Below are 15,777 nucleotides of genomic sequence, written 5' to 3'. Positions count from 1 at the left end.
GTACGGAGACACTGCCCATGCGAATTCTATTGGTTGAAGACAACCGCGATATCCTCGCCAACCTGGCCGATTACCTGGGGCTCAAAGGCTACACAGTGGACTGTGCGCAGGACGGTTTGTCGGGCCTGCACCTGGCGGCCACCGAGCATTACGACCTGATCGTGCTCGACATCATGTTGCCCGGCATCGATGGCTACACCCTGTGCAAACGCCTGCGCGAAGACGCGCGCCGCGACACGCCGGTAATCATGCTTACCGCTCGCGATCAACTGGACGACCGGCTGCAGGGCTTCAAGTCCGGCGCCGATGACTACCTGCTCAAACCCTTCGCCTTGTCGGAACTGGCCGCCCGTATCGAAGCGGTGTTGCGCCGTGCCCAGGGCGGCGGGCGTCGTGCCCTGCAAGTGGGTGACCTGAACTACGACCTCGATACGCTGGAAGTCACCCGCGAAGGGCGCCTGCTCAAGCTCAACCCCGTGGGTCTGAAACTGCTCGCCGTGCTGATGCAGAAAAGCCCGCACGTTCTGCGTCGGGAAGTTCTCGAAGAAGCTCTGTGGGGAGACGACTGCCCGGACAGCGACAGCCTGCGCAGCCATGTTCACCAATTGCGCCAAGTGATCGACAAACCCTTCGCCAAGCCATTGCTGCAAACGGTGCATGGTGTGGGTTATCGCTTGGCCGAGGGGCGTGATGGAGTTTAAGCAAAGCCTTGCCCAACGGATCATCATCGCCTTCGCCTTGATGAGTGCGTTGGTGGCGGGGGCCTTCGCCATCGGCATCATTGCGACCGTGCACCTGGTGGAAGAGAAGTTGATCTCGGCGGGCTTGGGCGGCGACTTGCAACGCCTGCTGTTGATGGACAGCGTCGAAGACTGGAACCATCGGCCGGAGCCGGACCAGCTGTTCTATTTCAGCGGCGGGCGTGGCGATTTTGAACTGCCCAAGGACCTGCGCCATCTGGACCCGGGGTTTCATGAGGTGTTTCGCGAGGCGCTGTCGTACCACGCCATGGTTGAAGTGGTCGATGGCCGACGTTATGTGTTGCTGCAAGACCAGAGCGATTTCGAAGAGCGTGAGCGCGTGCTGTTTGCGGTGGTGCTGGTGGGGTTCGTACTCAGCCTGGCGCTGGCGGCGTTCCTCGGCTGGGTGCTGGCCCGCAAGGTGATGGCGCCGGTGGTACGCCTGGCCCGCCAGGTCCGTCATCGTGACCAACTGTTGGGCCTGGCACCGCCCCTGGCGCCGGATTACGCCGCCGATGAAGTGGGCGAACTGGCGGTGGCGTTCGACGCCACCTTGGGGCGTTTACGCCAGGCGCTGTCACGTGAGCAATTGTTTACCAGCGATGTGAGCCATGAGTTGCGCACGCCCTTGATGGTCCTGGCCAGCTCCTGCGAACTGTTGCGCGAAAACCCGGCCATCGATCAACGTGGTCGCAACCAGGTAGAGCGCATAGCCCGTGCCTGTGAAGAAATGCGCGAGCTGGTGCAAACCTTCCTGATGCTGGCCCGCGCCAAACACGACGACGCTGCCAGTTCACCCCAAGGCAACCTCACCCAGGTGGCCGAAGACCTGCTCGGTATCTGGCGCGAGCCCATCGAGAAAAAAGGCCTGGCGTTGATCTACCTGCCGGGTAACCCCCTGGACACCCGCTACAACACCACCTTCTTGCACGCGGTGATGGGCAACCTGCTGCGCAACGCACTGCATTACACCGAGCACGGGTTTATCCGCCTGACCCTGGAGCCCAGTGGTTTCACGGTGGAGGACTCCGGTGTCGGGATCCCCGAAGAGAAGCGCGAAGCGATGTTCGAGCCGTTCGTGCGCGGTAGCGAGAAGCGTGGCGAGGGCCTTGGCCTTGGGCTCTCACTGGTGCAACGGATCTGCGAAAGCCAGGGCTGGAGCGTAAGCCTGAGCACTATGGAGCCCAATGGCTGCCGTTTTCACGTGGAGCTCAGCCCAGTCAAAACCTGACCCTTCAGTCTGTCGTTTTGCTGATGCAGACTGCCCGCTTTTCGGCGAAGATGGCCCGGTGCTACTGAATGTTTCTGTAAAGTCTTGAAATGTATGCAATTGGACAGGACAAGATTTTCACAACGAGTTGACCTGTTGATCACAGTTCGCTGCTTAAGGTCGTAGGCATCAGTTACTGGAGACGTAAGATGCCTTCCCCGATCAAGCTGGAATTTTCTGACAAGTACGACGATCAACACGCGCAGAAATATTTGCTCAAGCATCAGGACAATCTGGCTCGCCGGTTGTCCCACAAACGCGACGAGCAGTTGGCGCGCGGTGCGCTGGCCATGGCCGGCGAGCCGGGGCTGGTGTTGGACCTGCCTTGTGGCGCTGGACGTTTCTGGCCGTTGCTGGCCGAAAAACCCAACCGTGTGATTATCGGAGCTGACAATTCGGCGTCGATGTTAAAGATCGCCACCGCTGCCCAACCGGCAGAGGTGGTGAAACGGGTACGCCCTTTGCAGACGTCTGCCTTTGATATCGATTTGCCAGATAACTCCGTCGACAGTATTTTCTGCATGCGCTTGATGCACCACATCGGTGAGCCAGAGCACAGGCTGACAATATTGCGCGAGTTTCAACGTGTTACCCGCGACAGCGTGATTATTTCGCTGTGGGTAGACGGCAATTTCAAGGCCTGGAAGCGCAAGCGCAGCGAAGTGCGTCGTCGCAGAAAAGGTGAGCAAGAAGGTTACCAAAACCGGTTTGTGTTACCGGCTGCTACTGTCGAGGCAGAATTCGAGCAGGCCGGTTTCCGTGTTCAGGAATCCCTGGACTTCATACCGCTCTACGCCATGTGGCGAGTGTATGTATTGCGCAAGAGGTAACAGGATGGCAGTTGAGTGCGTAGTAGGCAGTCATGTAGCTCCCGAAGAACGATTTGATTTTTTCTGGCGTCAACAGGGTGAATGGGTGGAAGAACCCAACCGCCGACGTGGTGGTGAAAGTGGCGTGCAACGGGTCATAAGCCCTAATGGCCGTTTGCTCTATTGCAAGCGCCAGACCGGCCACATTTACCGCAGCTGGCTGCACCCCTTTGGGCGTCCGACCGTGCTGCGTGAGCGTGATGCCCTCAAAGGCCTGCGTTTGCTGGATGTGCGTGTGCCGGAACTGGTGTTTTGCGAAGCACGTCGCGACCCAGAGCACCAGTGGAAAGCCCTGTTGGTCACCGCGTCTCTGGACGGTTTCGACGAGATTGAAAACTGGTACGCCGCCGGTGGCCGCGAACAGTATGGCGAGGCGGTCCACGAGCGCCTGCTGCAAGAGTTGGCCGGCACCTTGGCCCGTATGCACAAAGGCCGCTGGCAACACGGTTGCCTGTATATCAAGCACATTTTCGTGCGGGTTACCGGTGAGCCTGATGCGGCGACGGTGGAAGTGGCCCTGCTGGACTTTGAGAAATGCCGCCAGCGCCTGACCGCTTATCGGGCCGCGTCCCACGACATGCTGCAATTGCGTCGCCATTCGTCGTGGAATGATACCGACTGGAAAAAACTCAGCTACTTTTACGAGACGGCGTTTGGCAGCGCTATCAAGGGTTTAACCAGATGAAGCTAGAAATCGCACGAGGTTTGTTTCTGGTCGGGGCATTGGGTGTTGCAGCCCTGGCCCTGGCGGTATGGGAACAACCTCGTACACAAGTGTTGAGTGCGGTAGACGGTGGCGGGCAATGCCTGCTGCCACGCATTGCCAAGACGAGTGTGGCGGCCAAGCCCGACCATGAATTGCTGTTATTCATGTTCGGCATGTCTCAAGCGATGAGGCCGCAAAGTTGAAACGATTGACCCCGAAAAGGGCCTTGCCATGCGAGGCCCTTTTTTTATGGTGCGCCAGGCATGATCATTCCCACGCTCTGCGTGGGAATGCCTCTTGAGACGCTCTGCGTCTCGTCCGTTAGCGCCAGTGACGCAGAGCGTCACGGGTTGCATTCCCACGCAGAGCGTGGGAACGATCAAGCCCGCTCCCACATTTTGATGTCGTCGGTCTTTAGACCAAGTGCAGGTGGTTATCCCAGAACCCCGCCGGTAACTCCAGTGGTGTTGCCAGTAACTTTTCCTGGCGGCAATCATAGAAGCGGCACCGCCCCTGTCCTGATGTCACGACAAACCCATCCGCCACCGCACCCACCCCCGCACAGTCCGGCAAGGGCCCATCCAGGCGCAGTTCGGCGGTGTCCATGTCCCAGATAAAAAAGCGATTGCCACGAGGTGCCGTCAACGCCACCAGGCGCAGTTCGCTGTGCACCGCCACGCTGGCGGTGTAATGCCCCATCGCCTGCAACTGTTCATCCGCCACTGGGAACGCCACGAACGGCTGCCCCGGGCGCTTGATCGCCAGCAACTCGGAACGCTCCTGGGACGGGCCCATGAACTGTTGCCCGGTGAGGATGGTGCCATCGCTGGCGATGCCCATGTGCCGCACGCTGTTCATCTGCTGGGCCAGGGTTTCCTTGCTGATCAGGCTGCCGTCACGGCGCATCAGCACCAGGCTCGGCTCCATGGCGTTGAGGTTCATTTCTACCCGGCTTTCGGCTTCGGTGCGAATGCCACCGTTGGCCACGATCAGCGTCTCGCCGTCGGGCATCCACGAGACTTGATGCGGGCCGATGCCGTGGGTAGAGATCTCGCCGCTGTGCACCAGCCGCTCACCTTCAAACTTATACACACCCAACAGGCCGCGACCAGGGTCGGAAGTGTCGTTCTCGGTGGCGTACAGCCAGTCGCCGCTCTTGTGGATCACCGCATGGCCATAGAAATGGCGGTTGGCGTTGGAGGTGAGGGTTTGCAGCAGCCTGCCATCGCGCAGGTCGATCAGGTAACTCTCGGTGCCCGGTCGACGGGCCACGAACAGCGCAATCGGCAACGTTGGGTGGTTGATGATGTCATGGCAGCGCTGGCCGACCTGGGTGGCAAATACCGGCTTGCCGTCCAGGCGATAGCCGACAGCGTAGTGCTTGCCATCGGCATCATCGCGCGCCGACAGCAGCAGCGGGCCTTTGTCTTTGTGCTTGAACAGCGTCCAGCCACCCAAGGTGATAGCGCTGAGCAGCACGCTGCCCACCGCCAAAGCCTGTCGCCTGAGCATCATCAGTCACCGTCGTTGGCGTTAAAGCCCAGTTGTACGCCCAGCGCCTTGGCCAGTTCACCTTCATGCAGGCGATGGACTACGTTGAGGCTGTCGTAGATGTCGTTGAGTTGCTGGCGCCCGGCGTCGTCATTCAACAGTTCGTTGAGGGTGCGCTGGTTGCTGGCGAACAGTTTCAGCGACGCTGCGTAGGCGGCGTCGATTTTCTCGGCCAGGGGCTTCTGGTCCGCCGGCAGCAGGCCACGCAGGCCTTTGTTATCGACGCCTACCCACACGGTCTGAGCCGCGGCGAGGCTGGCTTCCAGGCTCTGCAGGGACGACTGGCTGCGCCAGGCATCGGCCTGGAACGGTTGCGGGATGCCCTTGGTCTGGCGGCCCATTGGGGTGCCGAGTTTTTTCTTCAGGGTGTCCAGGGCGGTCACTTGCACGCGCAGCAGATCGGCGATGGCTTCGTGGGAATCAGCGTAGCGCTGGTTCGGAAACTTGGTCATTTGCGCGAGCATGCCGTCGGTGCTGTTCCAGCTGGCCAGGATCTCTTCGGCCAGGAGTTTCTGGCGCTCGCCGATAGCCATCAGCAACGGGCAATAGCGGGCTTTCTGGGCTTCGTCGGCGACGTCGGGCTTGGCGTCGTAGAGGATGTATTCGTAGGCCGACAGGCCCTGCACCACCACGCTGGATTTCGCCAGGGCCGCGGCGTCGATCTGCGGCTGGGCGCTGACCAGTTGCTCGACCTGGCGGCCGACCAGGTTCTTCTTGTCTGGCCAGAACTGCACCTGCCACGCCCGGTTGCCTTCGGCCAGCGGGCCGATCAGCAGCGGTTGTAGCTCGGCCCAGGCTTTTTGTGCGTGCAGGAAGTCAGCGCGGGCGGTGTCCAGGCTTTCCTTGCCTTGGCAGTAGGCCAGGGCGCTGACGGCCAACTGACGGTCGGCCTCAACCCAACGGCTGTAGGTCGGCAGGATCACTTGCTTGGCGATGGCTGCCGAGGTCACTGCTTGCGGGTCTTGGGGCGAGCAGGCGCCCAAGGCCAGGGCGGCGAGGCTGGTGAACAACAACTTGGGACGAAACATGTCGAGCTCCCTTCTGTAAGTGGGGCAAAGCTTATAAAGAATTCAGGAACGCCAGCAACGCGGCACGCTGCTCGGCATTGAACGACAACACATGTTGCTGCGCCGCTTGGGCTTCACCGCCATGCCACAGCACGGCTTCAAGCAGGTTGCGGGCGCGGCCGTCATGCAGGAACTGGGTGTGACCACTCACGGTTTGCGTCAGGCCAATGCCCCACAGCGGCGGGGTGCGCCAGTCGCGGCCAGTGGCTTTGAATTCGCTACGGTTGTCGGCCAGGCCTTCGCCCATATCGTGCAGCAGCAGGTCGCTGTAAGGGCGAATCATCTGGTTGGCCAGTTCTGGTTCGGCGGCATTGGCGGCGGTGGTGAAGCTGGGCTTGTGACAGCCTTGGCAACCGGCCTGGTAGAACAGGTTCTTGCCGGCCAGCACTTGCGGCGTATCAACGTCCCGACGTGCGGGCACCGCGAGGTTGCGGGTGTAGAACAGCACCAGGCGCAGGATGTTATCGCTGACTTCCGGTTCACCCTGCGGGCCATTGCCGTTGGGCGCCTGTTTGCAGGCCACTTGGGCGTCGGTGCAGTCATCGAAGGGTCTCAGGGACGTGGTGAGGCCCATATCACCAGAAAACGCGTGAACGTTTTGTTGATTGAGGTTGGGCTGCCCGGCTTTCCAGCCAAAACGCCCGAGGACAGTTTTGGCCTGAGCGTCATCCCAGACCCAATTGGCGCGGCCCACGATGGCCTCTTTGTCGGCGGTCTTGGGGTCGGTGTTGCGCAGGATATCGGCATCGCTGATCGCTTCGAGCAGGCCCAGGCCGATCATCGGCGGGGCGATACGCGCCGAGAAGCGTGTGCCGGGGTGCATCGGGCCGTAGCCGAGTTGGGTGATCTGCAGGTCGGGCTTGCGTAATTCAATCACCGTACCGTCCTTGAATCTGACGTTGACCGGTGTGTAGTCGACCCGCACCTTGCCTTCCGGCGCAACGCCGGGCACCGCCATGTCCTGGAGTTGCCCGCCGTAGACCGGCTCGGGTACCACGCCGATCTGTTCGATGAGCTTGGCGTAGGCTGGCTGCTCTGTAATAGAGGGATGGATGGACAGGCGCACCAGCATCGACACGGCATTGGGCGCGTCGGGCAGCGGCGGGTGGCCACGGCCATCCTTGATATGACAGTTCTGGCAGGCGTTGGTATTGAACAGTGGGCCCAGGCCATCGCGCGCCGTGGTGGTGGACGGCGCAATCACCCACGGGTTGCGAAAGAAACTGTTGCCGACGCTGAAGTCCAGGCGCCGCGTCGGCGCGAGGTTGGCCGAGGGCAGGGAAAAGGCGTTCTGGTCGCGCTTGTTTACCGTCGCCGCGCCACCGGCCCGCGATTCACCCGGCTCTGCTTTCGTGAAGCGAGGGGCGTCATCGCAAGCAGTCAGGCTTAAAGCCATTAACGCTGCAGGCAGGTACAAAAGCGCACGGAACATCGAGATTCCTGGACGAGGGCAGAAAATTAAGGCGCAAAGTCTAACAGGGCAGGGCAGATTGAATAAGAGCAATTATCGTTTGGTGGCATCCCGATTCTTTCCCGCTAGAATGGCTGCACATTTTTTTATGGAGGTGGCCAATGCAGGCTCTCGACGCTTTGCTCAACCGTGTTTCCGTGCCCCGTTTGCTCGACCCGGCACCGACCCAGGAGCAGCGCGACCTGCTGTTCGCCGCCGCCATGCGCGCGCCCGATCACGGTCAACTGCGCCCGTGGCGTTTCCTCACCGTCGAAGGCGCAGCCCGTGAACAGATGGGCACGCTGTTGGCCGAAGCCGCCCGCCTGCAAGACGCCGACGCACCGCAAGCCGCCATCGATAAAGCCCAGAACGGCCCGCTGCGTGCGCCGCTGGTGGTGGTGGTGATTGCACGTGTGCAAGAGCATTTCAAAGTGCCCAAGTCCGAGCAATTGCTGGCCGCCGCCTGTGCGGCCCACGGCATTCTGCTGGCGGCGTATGCCCAGGGTATTGGCGCGGTGTGGCGTACTGGCGAATTGTCCTACTCGGCCCATGTCGCCAAAGGCCTGGGGTTGGCGGCGAATGAAGAAGTGATTGGCTTTCTCTACCTGGGCACACCGCAGAACCCACCGCGTACGGCGCCGAAGGAAGACCTGACGCCGTTCGTCCAGGCCTGGCCCGGCCGGTAATTCACCGCTGTTCTGCTCTATGTGAGAGCTGGCTTGCCTGCGATGGCATCGACTCGGTTTCACAGATACACCGAGTTGTCTGCATCGCGGGCGAGCCCGGCTCCCACCCAGATGTTTAGTGTTTTCAGAACCGAGTCAGACCCTGAACTGATCCATCAACTTCATCTGCTGGCTGGCCAGCGCATTGAGCTGGCTGCTGATCGCCGCCGACTCGGTGGCCTGGCCCGTGAGGGTTTCGGTCACGGTGCGAATCGCCGAGACGTTGCGGTTGACCTCTTCGGCCACCGCGCTCTGCTGTTCGGCCGCGCTGGCGATTTGCAGGTTCATGTCGCTGATCACGGTGACCGCGTCGCTGATCTTGCCCAGGGCTTGCACGGCTTGATGGATCTGCCCGGCATTGCTCTGCGCCTGGTGCTGGCTGGAGTGCATCGTCGCCACTACGCCACGAGTACCGCTCTGGATACGCTCGATCACCAGGCGGATTTCTTCCACCGAGTCCTGGGTGCGTTTGGCCAGGTTGCGCACTTCGTCGGCCACCACCGCAAAGCCACGTCCGCTTTCCCCAGCGCGCGCCGCTTCAATCGCCGCATTCAACGCCAACAGGTTGGTCTGTTCGGCAATGCTGCGGATCACCTCCAGCACTGAACCGATTTGCTCGCTGTTGACCGCCAGGGCTTCGACTTCGCCCACGGCTTTGCTGACTTCGTCGGCCAGGGTGGTGATATCGCGGGTGCTCTGCTCGATGATCGACATGCCTTCGCGAGCCGACTGGTCGGCGCCGCGTGCCGCGCTGGCGGCATTGGAGGCGCTGTTGGCCACATCGTGGGCGGTGGCGCTCATTTCGTTCGACGCGGTGGCGACCTGGTCGATTTCACGGAACTGCACCTGCATGCCTTCGCTGGTCTGGCGCGCAATGGCGGACGACTGATCGGCCGTCCCACGAGCTTCGGTGATGCTTTGCTTGATCTGCGCAATGGTCGGCTGCAGTTTGTCGAGGAAGCGGTTGAACCAGTTCACCAGCTCGCCCAGTTCGTCCTTCTTGGCGTAGGCCAGGCGCTGGGTGAGGTCGCCGTCACCGCTGGCGATGTCCTTGAGCATGGCGGCCACGCTATTGATAGGGCGGGTCACGCCAGTAGCGGTCAGCCAGATCAACAGCAAGCCCAGCAGGCCAGCGGCGGCGGCCACCAGCAGGGCTTTTAGCGTGCCTGTTGCCTGGGCCTCGTCGAGTACGGCTTGCAGTTTTTCGTTGTCGGCCAGCATCACCGCTTTGGGCAGCTTGATCACCACGCCCCAGGATTTGGCACCGGCAATCGGCTTGAGCGGGTACACGGCACGAATGGTGTCGTCCTGCTCACGGATCACCGGACGGTCATTGGCCAACAGTTGCACGATCTCCTTGCCTTCGGCGCCGATGCTGTCGATCAGGTTCTTGCCGACTTTGGCCGGTTCACCACTGTAGGCGGCGATCAGGCCGGTGCTGGACAGAATCTCCAGGTGGGCGGCACCGTTGAACAGGTCTTTCTGCGCAGCATCGGTGGTCGCTTGCAGGGCGGTGAGGGCGATGTCCACGCCGACGACGCCGATGACTTTGCCGTCGACGATCAGCGGCAGGGAAATGGTGGTCATCAGTACCGGTTTGCCGGCCACCGTGTCTTCGTACGGGTCCAGCAGGCAAGTGCTGCGCGTGTCCCGTGGGCAGGTGTACCAGATGTTGTAAGGCGTGCCGCTGAGGTTGAGGGTGGTCTTGGTCAGGTCATCTTCGACCATGATGGTGTTCTGGCCTTCGCCGCCAGCACGACTCCAGTAGCTGGAAAACCGGCCTTTTTCATTGGAGACGCGGGCCTTGTCGTCGATGAATTCGCTGTCCTTGCCATCCAGCCCGTTGGGTTCGAACGACAACCAGATGCCCAGCACTTTGGTGTTGCGCTCGAACGCGGTTTTGACGCTGCGGTTGAGCTCTTCACGCAGGGCCCCGGCTTCAAGGGCGCGTTGGGTGCCCAACTGACGCAGGTCTTTGATCTGGTCGGCCAGGGCGGTGACCACCAGCAGGTTTTCGCCGAAGGTCTGCTGCAAGTGGCCGGCCTGTTCGGCCGCTTTGGATTGCAGCAACTGCTCAACGCTGGCGGTGAGCATTCGTGAGCTTGAATCACTGACCAGCCGATCGTTCTGGTTGGTGTTGTAGATATTGATGCCGACCACCAGTGCAATCACACCCAGCAGGCACAGGCCGGACAGTAACACGATTTTCAAGCGGATGGAGAGGGTGTCGAACATAGGTTCACTCACGAATGGACTTGTTGGAATGCACGCAGAAGAGCCAAGTCCATTCGGCGCCGTACCTGAAACATCGGCGTCACAAATCAATTCATGAGAAATAGGCGATGAGCGGTAGGAAAACGCCTACACCGGCCGTTATACGGGGCGTGCGAGCTGCTCGGGGCGGGACCAGATCCACAGGTTGCCCAGGCTCATCCCGGCAATCGCCAGGTACACCGGCCAGCCGTGATCGAGCATCACCAGCATCAGCACGGCGCACAGCAACATGCTCACCGTGGCGCTGACCTTGGCGCGGCGGGCGATGATCTTGCCATTGCGCCAGTTGGACAGAATCGGCCCGAACAGGCGATGGTTTTCCAGCCAGGCGCTGAGGCGCGGCGAGCTTTTGGTGGCGGCCCAGGCAGCGAGCAAGATGAATTCGGTGGTGGGCAACCCCGGTATGACAATCGCCACCAAGCCGATCCCCAGGCTCACGTAGGCCAGCAGGCCAAAGAGGACTTGGGCGATTTTGGAGGAGGATTGGGGTTTGCCGGTCATGCTGCAGTTTTCTGGTGGGAAGGTTTACACATTATCAGCCATGAAATGCACCCAAGTGTGGGAGCTGGCTTGCCTGCGATGGCGGTGTATCAGGTTAAATATCTGGAGCTGACCCACCGCCATCGCAGGCAAGCCAGCTCCCACATTGAACCGCTGATTACCAGAACACTTACGCCAGTTCTGGGGCGCTAGCGTACGCCTGTTCCAGCAACACGGTGAAGCGCACAAACGCATCAATCGCGCCTTTTTCCACGGCAGCTTCTTCTTCGGCACTGAATGCCAGGCCGTCGAGGGTGCGGGTGAAGCTTTTCCAGCCTTCGGCGCGACCACCGGCCGGCTCGCCCAGGTGGCGGGCACCGAAGGTTTCGCTCAGGCCCAGGCCCACGGCGCGCTTGATCAGGAACGCAGCGCCCAGCTTGGAGCCTTCGGAGACGAACAGCCAGCCCAAAGCTTCGGCTTTGCTGGGGTTATTCACCGCACCGGCAACCGGGGCCGGGATTTCGGTGTCCAGGTCTGCCAGGTCGAGCTTGGCCGCTTCGGCGCGGCAGCGGGCGGCCAGGTCAGGGATGATCTGGTTCAACTCGGCATCGTTGTACAAGGCCACCAGTTCCGATTGGAACAGGTACTGGGCCACCACGAAACGGGCGAAGTTGGCTTGGGTTTCGAACGGCGCGTGAGCTTTCACCAAGGCGTCGAGCTTGGTGTGCGGCGCGTTGGTGATCTGGTTCAGGCGTTGGGAGCGCAGGCTTGGGCGTTCTGCGGTGGAAGAAGCGGTCATGAAAAAAGTCCTTGAGAAGAGAAGCGCCTGGGCGCCCTGAAGAGAGCTGTTATCAACTAGACGAACAAGAAGACGCGGCACAGTAAAAAATCCTCACCTCGCCGCGGCTGCAAGGGCGGCGAGGTGAGGCGGATGGGTCAGATGTCCCAGATCACGTTGATCGCAAAGTTGCGACCGGGCTGGGTCAGGCGGTCGAGGTTGGCCGGGCCGGTCACACCGGCTTCGCCGACGCTGTCGTAGCTGCGCACGTCATCCCAGTTCCAGTACTTCTTGTCGGTGAGGTTGTAGAGGCCGCCGTTGACGGTCACGTCTTTGCTCACCTTGTAGTAAGCGGTCAGGTCGAGGATGCCGAAGCCCGGGGTCTTGAACGGGCCGTCGGTGCCGCCGTCGGGCGCGTGGAAGGTGGTGCTGTCGACGCGGTCCTGTTTTTTCACCACGGTCCAGCTCACCAGGCCACCGTAGTTGTCCTGGTCGTAGCCCAGGCCAAACACGCCCTTGAGCGGGTTGACGCTGTTCAACGGCTCGCCATTGTCGTCGTTGCGACCGTAGGTGTAGGCAACCGAGCCTTGGGTATACAGACCCTTCGGCGCGCCGAAGGTATCCAGGTTCAGGCGGCCCTTGGCTTCCACGCCCTTGATGGTGGCGCGCTTGATGTTGACCGCCTGGAACTGCTCCACGGTGCCGCCGACCACGGCGTTGTCTTCGTCGATAAAGTCGCGGTACTTGTTGTAGTACACCGCAATATCGAAAGAGCCTTCGTCGAATTTGCCGCGAATCCCGGTTTCGATGCCTTTGCTGGTTTCCGGCTTGAGGTCGGGGTTGGGTTCGACGGTGTAGCCCAGGTTGAGGTTTTCGAAGCGACCGTACAGTGCTTTGGCAGACGGCGTGCGGAAGCCCTCGGCGTATTGGCCGAACCAGGTGTAGTTGTCGGTCAGGGCATAGGTGAGGCCGAACTTGGGTGTGACGCGGTTCCAGGTCTTGTCTTTGCCATCGACGGCATAGGCGCCGGTCGGGTTGACGGTGTTGAGGAATTCCTGGGTCAGCTTGGGCTTGAGCCGGGTGTAGTCATAACGCACGGCGGGCAGGAAGGTCCATTTGTCCCAGGTGATCTGGTCCTGGGCGAACAGCGAGTAGGTGTTGATGGTCGGGTCGGGGAAGTCGCTGGCCTTTTTCACGCTGTCGCTGGCTGATGGGCTTGGCGCGCCGATGGCGGTGCAGCCGGCGCCAATGGCCAGGCACGAGGCCGAGCCTTCGCGTGAGCCGGTGACTTTCTGCTGCTTGAGGGTGGTGCCGTAGGTCACTTGGTGGTCGGTTTCGCCGAGGCTGAATGCTTTGTCCAGTTGCGCGTCGAAGACCCACTGTTTTTCTTCGTAAAGGGTGTCGCGGGTACGCAAGACGCGACGGCCGGCCTGGTAGATTTCGGCGGTGGTCTGGTCGGTCTTGGCGATCTGGTAGTTGAGGCTGGTCTTGATGCGGTCGGCAATCGGCGACTCCAGGGCGAAGGTGTTTTCCAGGCCGAAGCGCTCGCGGGTAATGGTGTCGTTACCGCGACGGTCGCGGTACAGGTTCATGCCCCGACCACCGATGAACGGGCCGCCCACTGCGTTTTTCAGATTGACGTCGCGGTCATCCTTGAACTTCTCATAGGTCAGGCCCAGGCGGTTGTCATCGCCATAGTTCCAGCCCAGCTTGGCCAGCACGTTGGTGGTGCGCGCATCTTCCGGGTTGGCGCCGGTACGGGCCAGGCCGGTGGCGTTGTTGCCATCGTAGGACTCGGTTTCATGGCCATTGCGCTGGCTCAGGTGCAGCAAACCGTCGAAGTCTTGCACACGCCCGGCGAAGGTGCCGGAGGTCAGCCAGCTCTCGTCGGCGGAGCTGTAGCCGGTCTTCAGGCGGGCGCCGACGTCTTGGCCTGGTTTGATGATGTCATCCGGGTCGAGGGTGAAATAACTCACCGCGCCGCCGATGGCGCTGCTGCCGTACAGGGCCGAGGCCGGGCCACGCAGGATCTCCACGCGCTTGACGATTTCCGGGTCGACGTAATTGCGGCGGGTCTTGGCGTAAGGGCCGTTGAAGAAATTGTCCGGCACTTCGACGCCATCCACCTGGGTGAGGACGCGGTCGCCGTCGATGCCACGAATGTTGTAGCCCGCGTTACCCGAGCGCGTACCGGCGCCGCCGACGGAGACGCCGGGTTCGTAGCGCACCAGTTCACGGATGTTGTTGACGTGCTGGCGGTCCAGTTCTGCGCGGTCGTGCACGCTGACGGTGCTCGGTACACTGTTCACATCCTGTTCATTGCGGGTGGCGCTGATGGTCACCTGTTGCAGGGCGAGGGCGCTGCCGGCGCTACGTTTTTCCAGCACGATGTTGTTAGTGCCCAGTTTGCGATAGCTCAGGTTGGTCCCCACCAACAGCCGCTCGAGGGCTTTTTCCGCTGGCAGCGGGCCGCGCACGCCAGGGGACGACACGCCCTGGCCCAGTTCGGCCGGCAGGCCCACTTGCCAGCCGGTCACTGCGGTGAAGGCGTTGAGTGCCGACACCAGTGGCTGCTGTTCGATGCTGAACGTGTAGTTGGCATGGGTGCGAGCGGCAGGTTCCGCGGCGGTGGCGCTCATGACGGGCGCACCAGCCAGCAGGATCGCGGCGGTCAGCAAGGACAAAACGGGCGAAGCAGACCGGCGGTTGAAACGAGAGGACATCGAGAGCGCTCCGGGATACGAATCTTATAGTTGCGAACCGAACCAAATAGGAATCAGTTGCATTGGCTATAACGAGACGTATCGCCGGTTAACATCGAGTAAAAATAATTCTCATTTAGTTCAGGATCACCAGCGCCGGGTACTCCGACAGCTTGGCCGAGGTGATGTGAGCCAGAGAGCGCACCACGTCCAGGGGCTGGTCGAGGCGGTAGTTGCCGGTGACGGCGACGCTGGCCAACTGCTCGTTGTTGTTGACGATCCAGCCGGGGTAATAGCGGCGCAGCTCAGCCAGCACTTCGCTCAGCGGGCAGTTTTCGAATACCAGCCGGCCCTGCACCCAGGCCAGATCCTTGCTGGGGTCGAGCTTGGCCGGTTGGCCGAAACCCTTGGGGCCGATGCGGATGCTTTCACCGGCGCTCAGGCGCACGCGGGCATCGTCGAACGTGTTGCTCAGGTCGACATCGCCGCGCTGCACTTGAACCTGGGCTTCGCCATTGAGGTAGCGCACGGCAAAGGCGGTGTCGCGCACGCTGGCGCGCACCGGGCCCGCGTCGATCTCCAGCGGCAGGCCACGGGTGGGCGCTATTTCAAAGTACGCTTCGCCCTGGTAGAGGCGGGCAATGCGCTGGTGGTCCTTGATGGTGCTGGAAAATGCCGAGTTGGTGTTCAGCAGCACCTTGGAGCCATCGTCCAGTTGCAGGCGCTGGCGCTCGCCCACCACCGTCAGATGGTCGGCCTGCAAACGCACCGGCAGATTGCTGAAACTGAACAGGCCGACCAGTAACACGGCGGCGGTGGCCAGGGGTTTCCAGTGCGGTCTGATCCGGCGCCAGCCGCTGGGCTTGCGCGGTGCGGCGAGGGCCACGGCGGCGCTGTGTACCGGCGCGTCACCCCAAGCGGCCTGGGCCTTGCTGAAGGCGTGGACATGCGCCGGGTCCTGGGCCAGCCAGGCGTCGAACGCGGCCTGCTGCCCAGGTTGCGGGCACTGCAAGGCGATCAGCCAATCGAGGGCTTGGTCCATGGCCGCGTCTTGCAACACCTCATGAGCCAACGCATGGGGGCGCAGTTTATTCGGGTCCGTCACGGTGTTCCTCGGGTCTTCGCCACGTTTTATTCATTTTTCCTACAGCTTGGATCGACACCT

General features: G+C 61.5%; 13 protein-coding genes and 2 pseudogenes. 6 read left to right on the top strand and 9 right to left on the bottom strand.

Translation table 11 applies throughout. The features are described 5' to 3' along the window. The first annotated feature begins 17 nt into the window (after positions 1-17). From colR to AB4P90_RS23205, 5 genes are all read left to right on the top strand, one after another. Positions 18-701 carry a two-component system response regulator ColR gene (gene colR / locus AB4P90_RS23225; protein WP_003193936.1) on the top strand — a complete coding sequence of 228 codons (684 nt, stop codon included), beginning with the start codon at positions 18-20 and terminating at the stop codon, positions 699-701. After that, entirely contained in the window at positions 691-1,971 is a 1,281-nt protein-coding gene (locus AB4P90_RS23220; RefSeq protein WP_019817331.1) for a HAMP domain-containing sensor histidine kinase, read from the top strand. The genes colR and AB4P90_RS23220 overlap by 11 nt, the downstream gene beginning before the upstream one ends. A gap of 188 nt (positions 1,972-2,159) precedes the next feature. Beyond that, positions 2,160-2,840, top strand: coding sequence for a class I SAM-dependent methyltransferase (locus tag AB4P90_RS23215; protein WP_034128620.1), 681 nt, complete (start codon positions 2,160-2,162; stop codon positions 2,838-2,840). A gap of 4 nt (positions 2,841-2,844) precedes the next feature. Further along, a complete protein-coding gene (locus AB4P90_RS23210) occupies positions 2,845-3,564 on the top strand; it encodes a lipopolysaccharide kinase InaA family protein (protein ID WP_019817333.1) in 720 nt (239 codons plus the stop codon). After that, positions 3,561-3,788: a hypothetical protein gene (locus AB4P90_RS23205; RefSeq protein WP_003193932.1), complete on the top strand. Its 228-nt coding sequence runs from the start codon at positions 3,561-3,563 to the stop codon at positions 3,786-3,788. The genes AB4P90_RS23210 and AB4P90_RS23205 overlap by 4 nt, the downstream gene beginning before the upstream one ends. A gap of 211 nt (positions 3,789-3,999) precedes the next feature. Here AB4P90_RS23205 and AB4P90_RS23200 read toward each other — a convergent pair whose 3' ends face one another. Genes AB4P90_RS23200 through AB4P90_RS23190 form a run of 3 tightly spaced genes read right to left on the bottom strand, consistent with a single transcriptional unit; the run spans position 4,000 to position 7,635 of the window. Next, complete coding sequence (locus tag AB4P90_RS23200) at positions 4,000-5,097, bottom strand: DUF1513 domain-containing protein (RefSeq protein WP_014719762.1); 1,098 nt, start codon at positions 5,095-5,097, stop codon at positions 4,000-4,002. Between the two features lie 2 nt (positions 5,098-5,099). After that, positions 5,100-6,164 (bottom strand): imelysin family protein, encoded by a 1,065-nt coding sequence (locus AB4P90_RS23195; RefSeq protein WP_054918348.1) that lies wholly within the window; start codon positions 6,162-6,164, stop codon positions 5,100-5,102. Between the two features lie 31 nt (positions 6,165-6,195). After that, the gene (locus tag AB4P90_RS23190; RefSeq protein ID WP_191948876.1) at positions 6,196-7,635 is read right to left on the bottom strand and encodes a di-heme oxidoredictase family protein; all 1,440 of its coding nucleotides are present in this window, start codon (positions 7,633-7,635) and stop codon (positions 6,196-6,198) included. A 140-nt stretch (positions 7,636-7,775) separates the two neighbouring features. On the opposite strand from AB4P90_RS23190, the gene AB4P90_RS23185 reads away from it, so the two are divergent. Then, positions 7,776-8,339, top strand: a complete 564-nt coding sequence (locus AB4P90_RS23185) for an NAD(P)H nitroreductase (protein WP_038451385.1) — start codon at positions 7,776-7,778, stop codon at positions 8,337-8,339. Between the two features lie 135 nt (positions 8,340-8,474). Here the strand turns inward: AB4P90_RS23185 and AB4P90_RS23180 are convergent. From AB4P90_RS23180 to AB4P90_RS23155, 6 genes and pseudogenes are all read right to left on the bottom strand, one after another. Continuing rightward, positions 8,475-8,999, bottom strand: a pseudogene (locus AB4P90_RS23180) (methyl-accepting chemotaxis protein); the annotation flags it as partial. Between the two features lie 381 nt (positions 9,000-9,380). Next, positions 9,381-10,472, bottom strand: a pseudogene (locus AB4P90_RS23175) (cache domain-containing protein); the annotation flags it as partial. A gap of 279 nt (positions 10,473-10,751) precedes the next feature. Beyond that, positions 10,752-11,153, bottom strand: a complete 402-nt coding sequence (locus tag AB4P90_RS23170; protein WP_014719757.1) for a YbaN family protein — start codon at positions 11,151-11,153, stop codon at positions 10,752-10,754. Positions 11,154-11,322: 169 nt separating this feature from the next. Next, positions 11,323-11,931, bottom strand: coding sequence for a biliverdin-producing heme oxygenase (locus AB4P90_RS23165; RefSeq protein ID WP_014719756.1), 609 nt, complete (start codon positions 11,929-11,931; stop codon positions 11,323-11,325). Between the two features lie 137 nt (positions 11,932-12,068). Continuing rightward, a complete protein-coding gene (locus AB4P90_RS23160) occupies positions 12,069-14,633 on the bottom strand; it encodes a TonB-dependent receptor (RefSeq protein WP_395605402.1) in 2,565 nt (854 codons plus the stop codon). Positions 14,634-14,748: 115 nt separating this feature from the next. Continuing rightward, complete coding sequence (locus tag AB4P90_RS23155; protein ID WP_019817338.1) at positions 14,749-15,717, bottom strand: FecR domain-containing protein; 969 nt, start codon at positions 15,715-15,717, stop codon at positions 14,749-14,751. Between the last annotated feature and the right edge of the window lie 60 nt (positions 15,718-15,777).

It is taken from the genome of Pseudomonas sp. B16120 (genome assembly GCF_044218845.1).
Lineage (GTDB): Bacteria > Pseudomonadota > Gammaproteobacteria > Pseudomonadales > Pseudomonadaceae > Aquipseudomonas > Aquipseudomonas paracarnis.
The sequence above is the reverse complement of the archived record's forward strand: the minus strand, read 5'-3'. Positions and strand labels throughout refer to the sequence as shown.

Bases quoted from the DNA above. Each gene is read 5' to 3' on its own strand.
- AB4P90_RS23170 (WP_014719757.1), bottom strand. From the start codon at position 11,153: ATGACCGGCAAACCCCAATCCTCCTCCAAAATCGCCCAAGTCCTCTTT.
- AB4P90_RS23185 (WP_038451385.1), top strand. From the start codon at position 7,776: ATGCAGGCTCTCGACGCTTTGCTCAACCGTGTTTCCGTGCCCCGTTTG.
- AB4P90_RS23165 (WP_014719756.1), bottom strand. From the start codon at position 11,931: ATGACCGCTTCTTCCACCGCAGAACGCCCAAGCCTGCGCTCCCAACGC.
- AB4P90_RS23215 (WP_034128620.1), top strand. From the start codon at position 2,160: ATGCCTTCCCCGATCAAGCTGGAATTTTCTGACAAGTACGACGATCAA.
- AB4P90_RS23210 (WP_019817333.1), top strand. From the start codon at position 2,845: ATGGCAGTTGAGTGCGTAGTAGGCAGTCATGTAGCTCCCGAAGAACGA.
- colR (WP_003193936.1), top strand. From the start codon at position 18: ATGCGAATTCTATTGGTTGAAGACAACCGCGATATCCTCGCCAACCTG.
- AB4P90_RS23200 (WP_014719762.1), bottom strand. From the start codon at position 5,097: ATGCTCAGGCGACAGGCTTTGGCGGTGGGCAGCGTGCTGCTCAGCGCT.
- AB4P90_RS23160 (WP_395605402.1), bottom strand. From the start codon at position 14,633: ATGTCCTCTCGTTTCAACCGCCGGTCTGCTTCGCCCGTTTTGTCCTTG.
- AB4P90_RS23205 (WP_003193932.1), top strand. From the start codon at position 3,561: ATGAAGCTAGAAATCGCACGAGGTTTGTTTCTGGTCGGGGCATTGGGT.
- AB4P90_RS23190 (WP_191948876.1), bottom strand. From the start codon at position 7,635: ATGTTCCGTGCGCTTTTGTACCTGCCTGCAGCGTTAATGGCTTTAAGC.
- AB4P90_RS23195 (WP_054918348.1), bottom strand. From the start codon at position 6,164: ATGTTTCGTCCCAAGTTGTTGTTCACCAGCCTCGCCGCCCTGGCCTTG.
- AB4P90_RS23220 (WP_019817331.1), top strand. From the start codon at position 691: ATGGAGTTTAAGCAAAGCCTTGCCCAACGGATCATCATCGCCTTCGCC.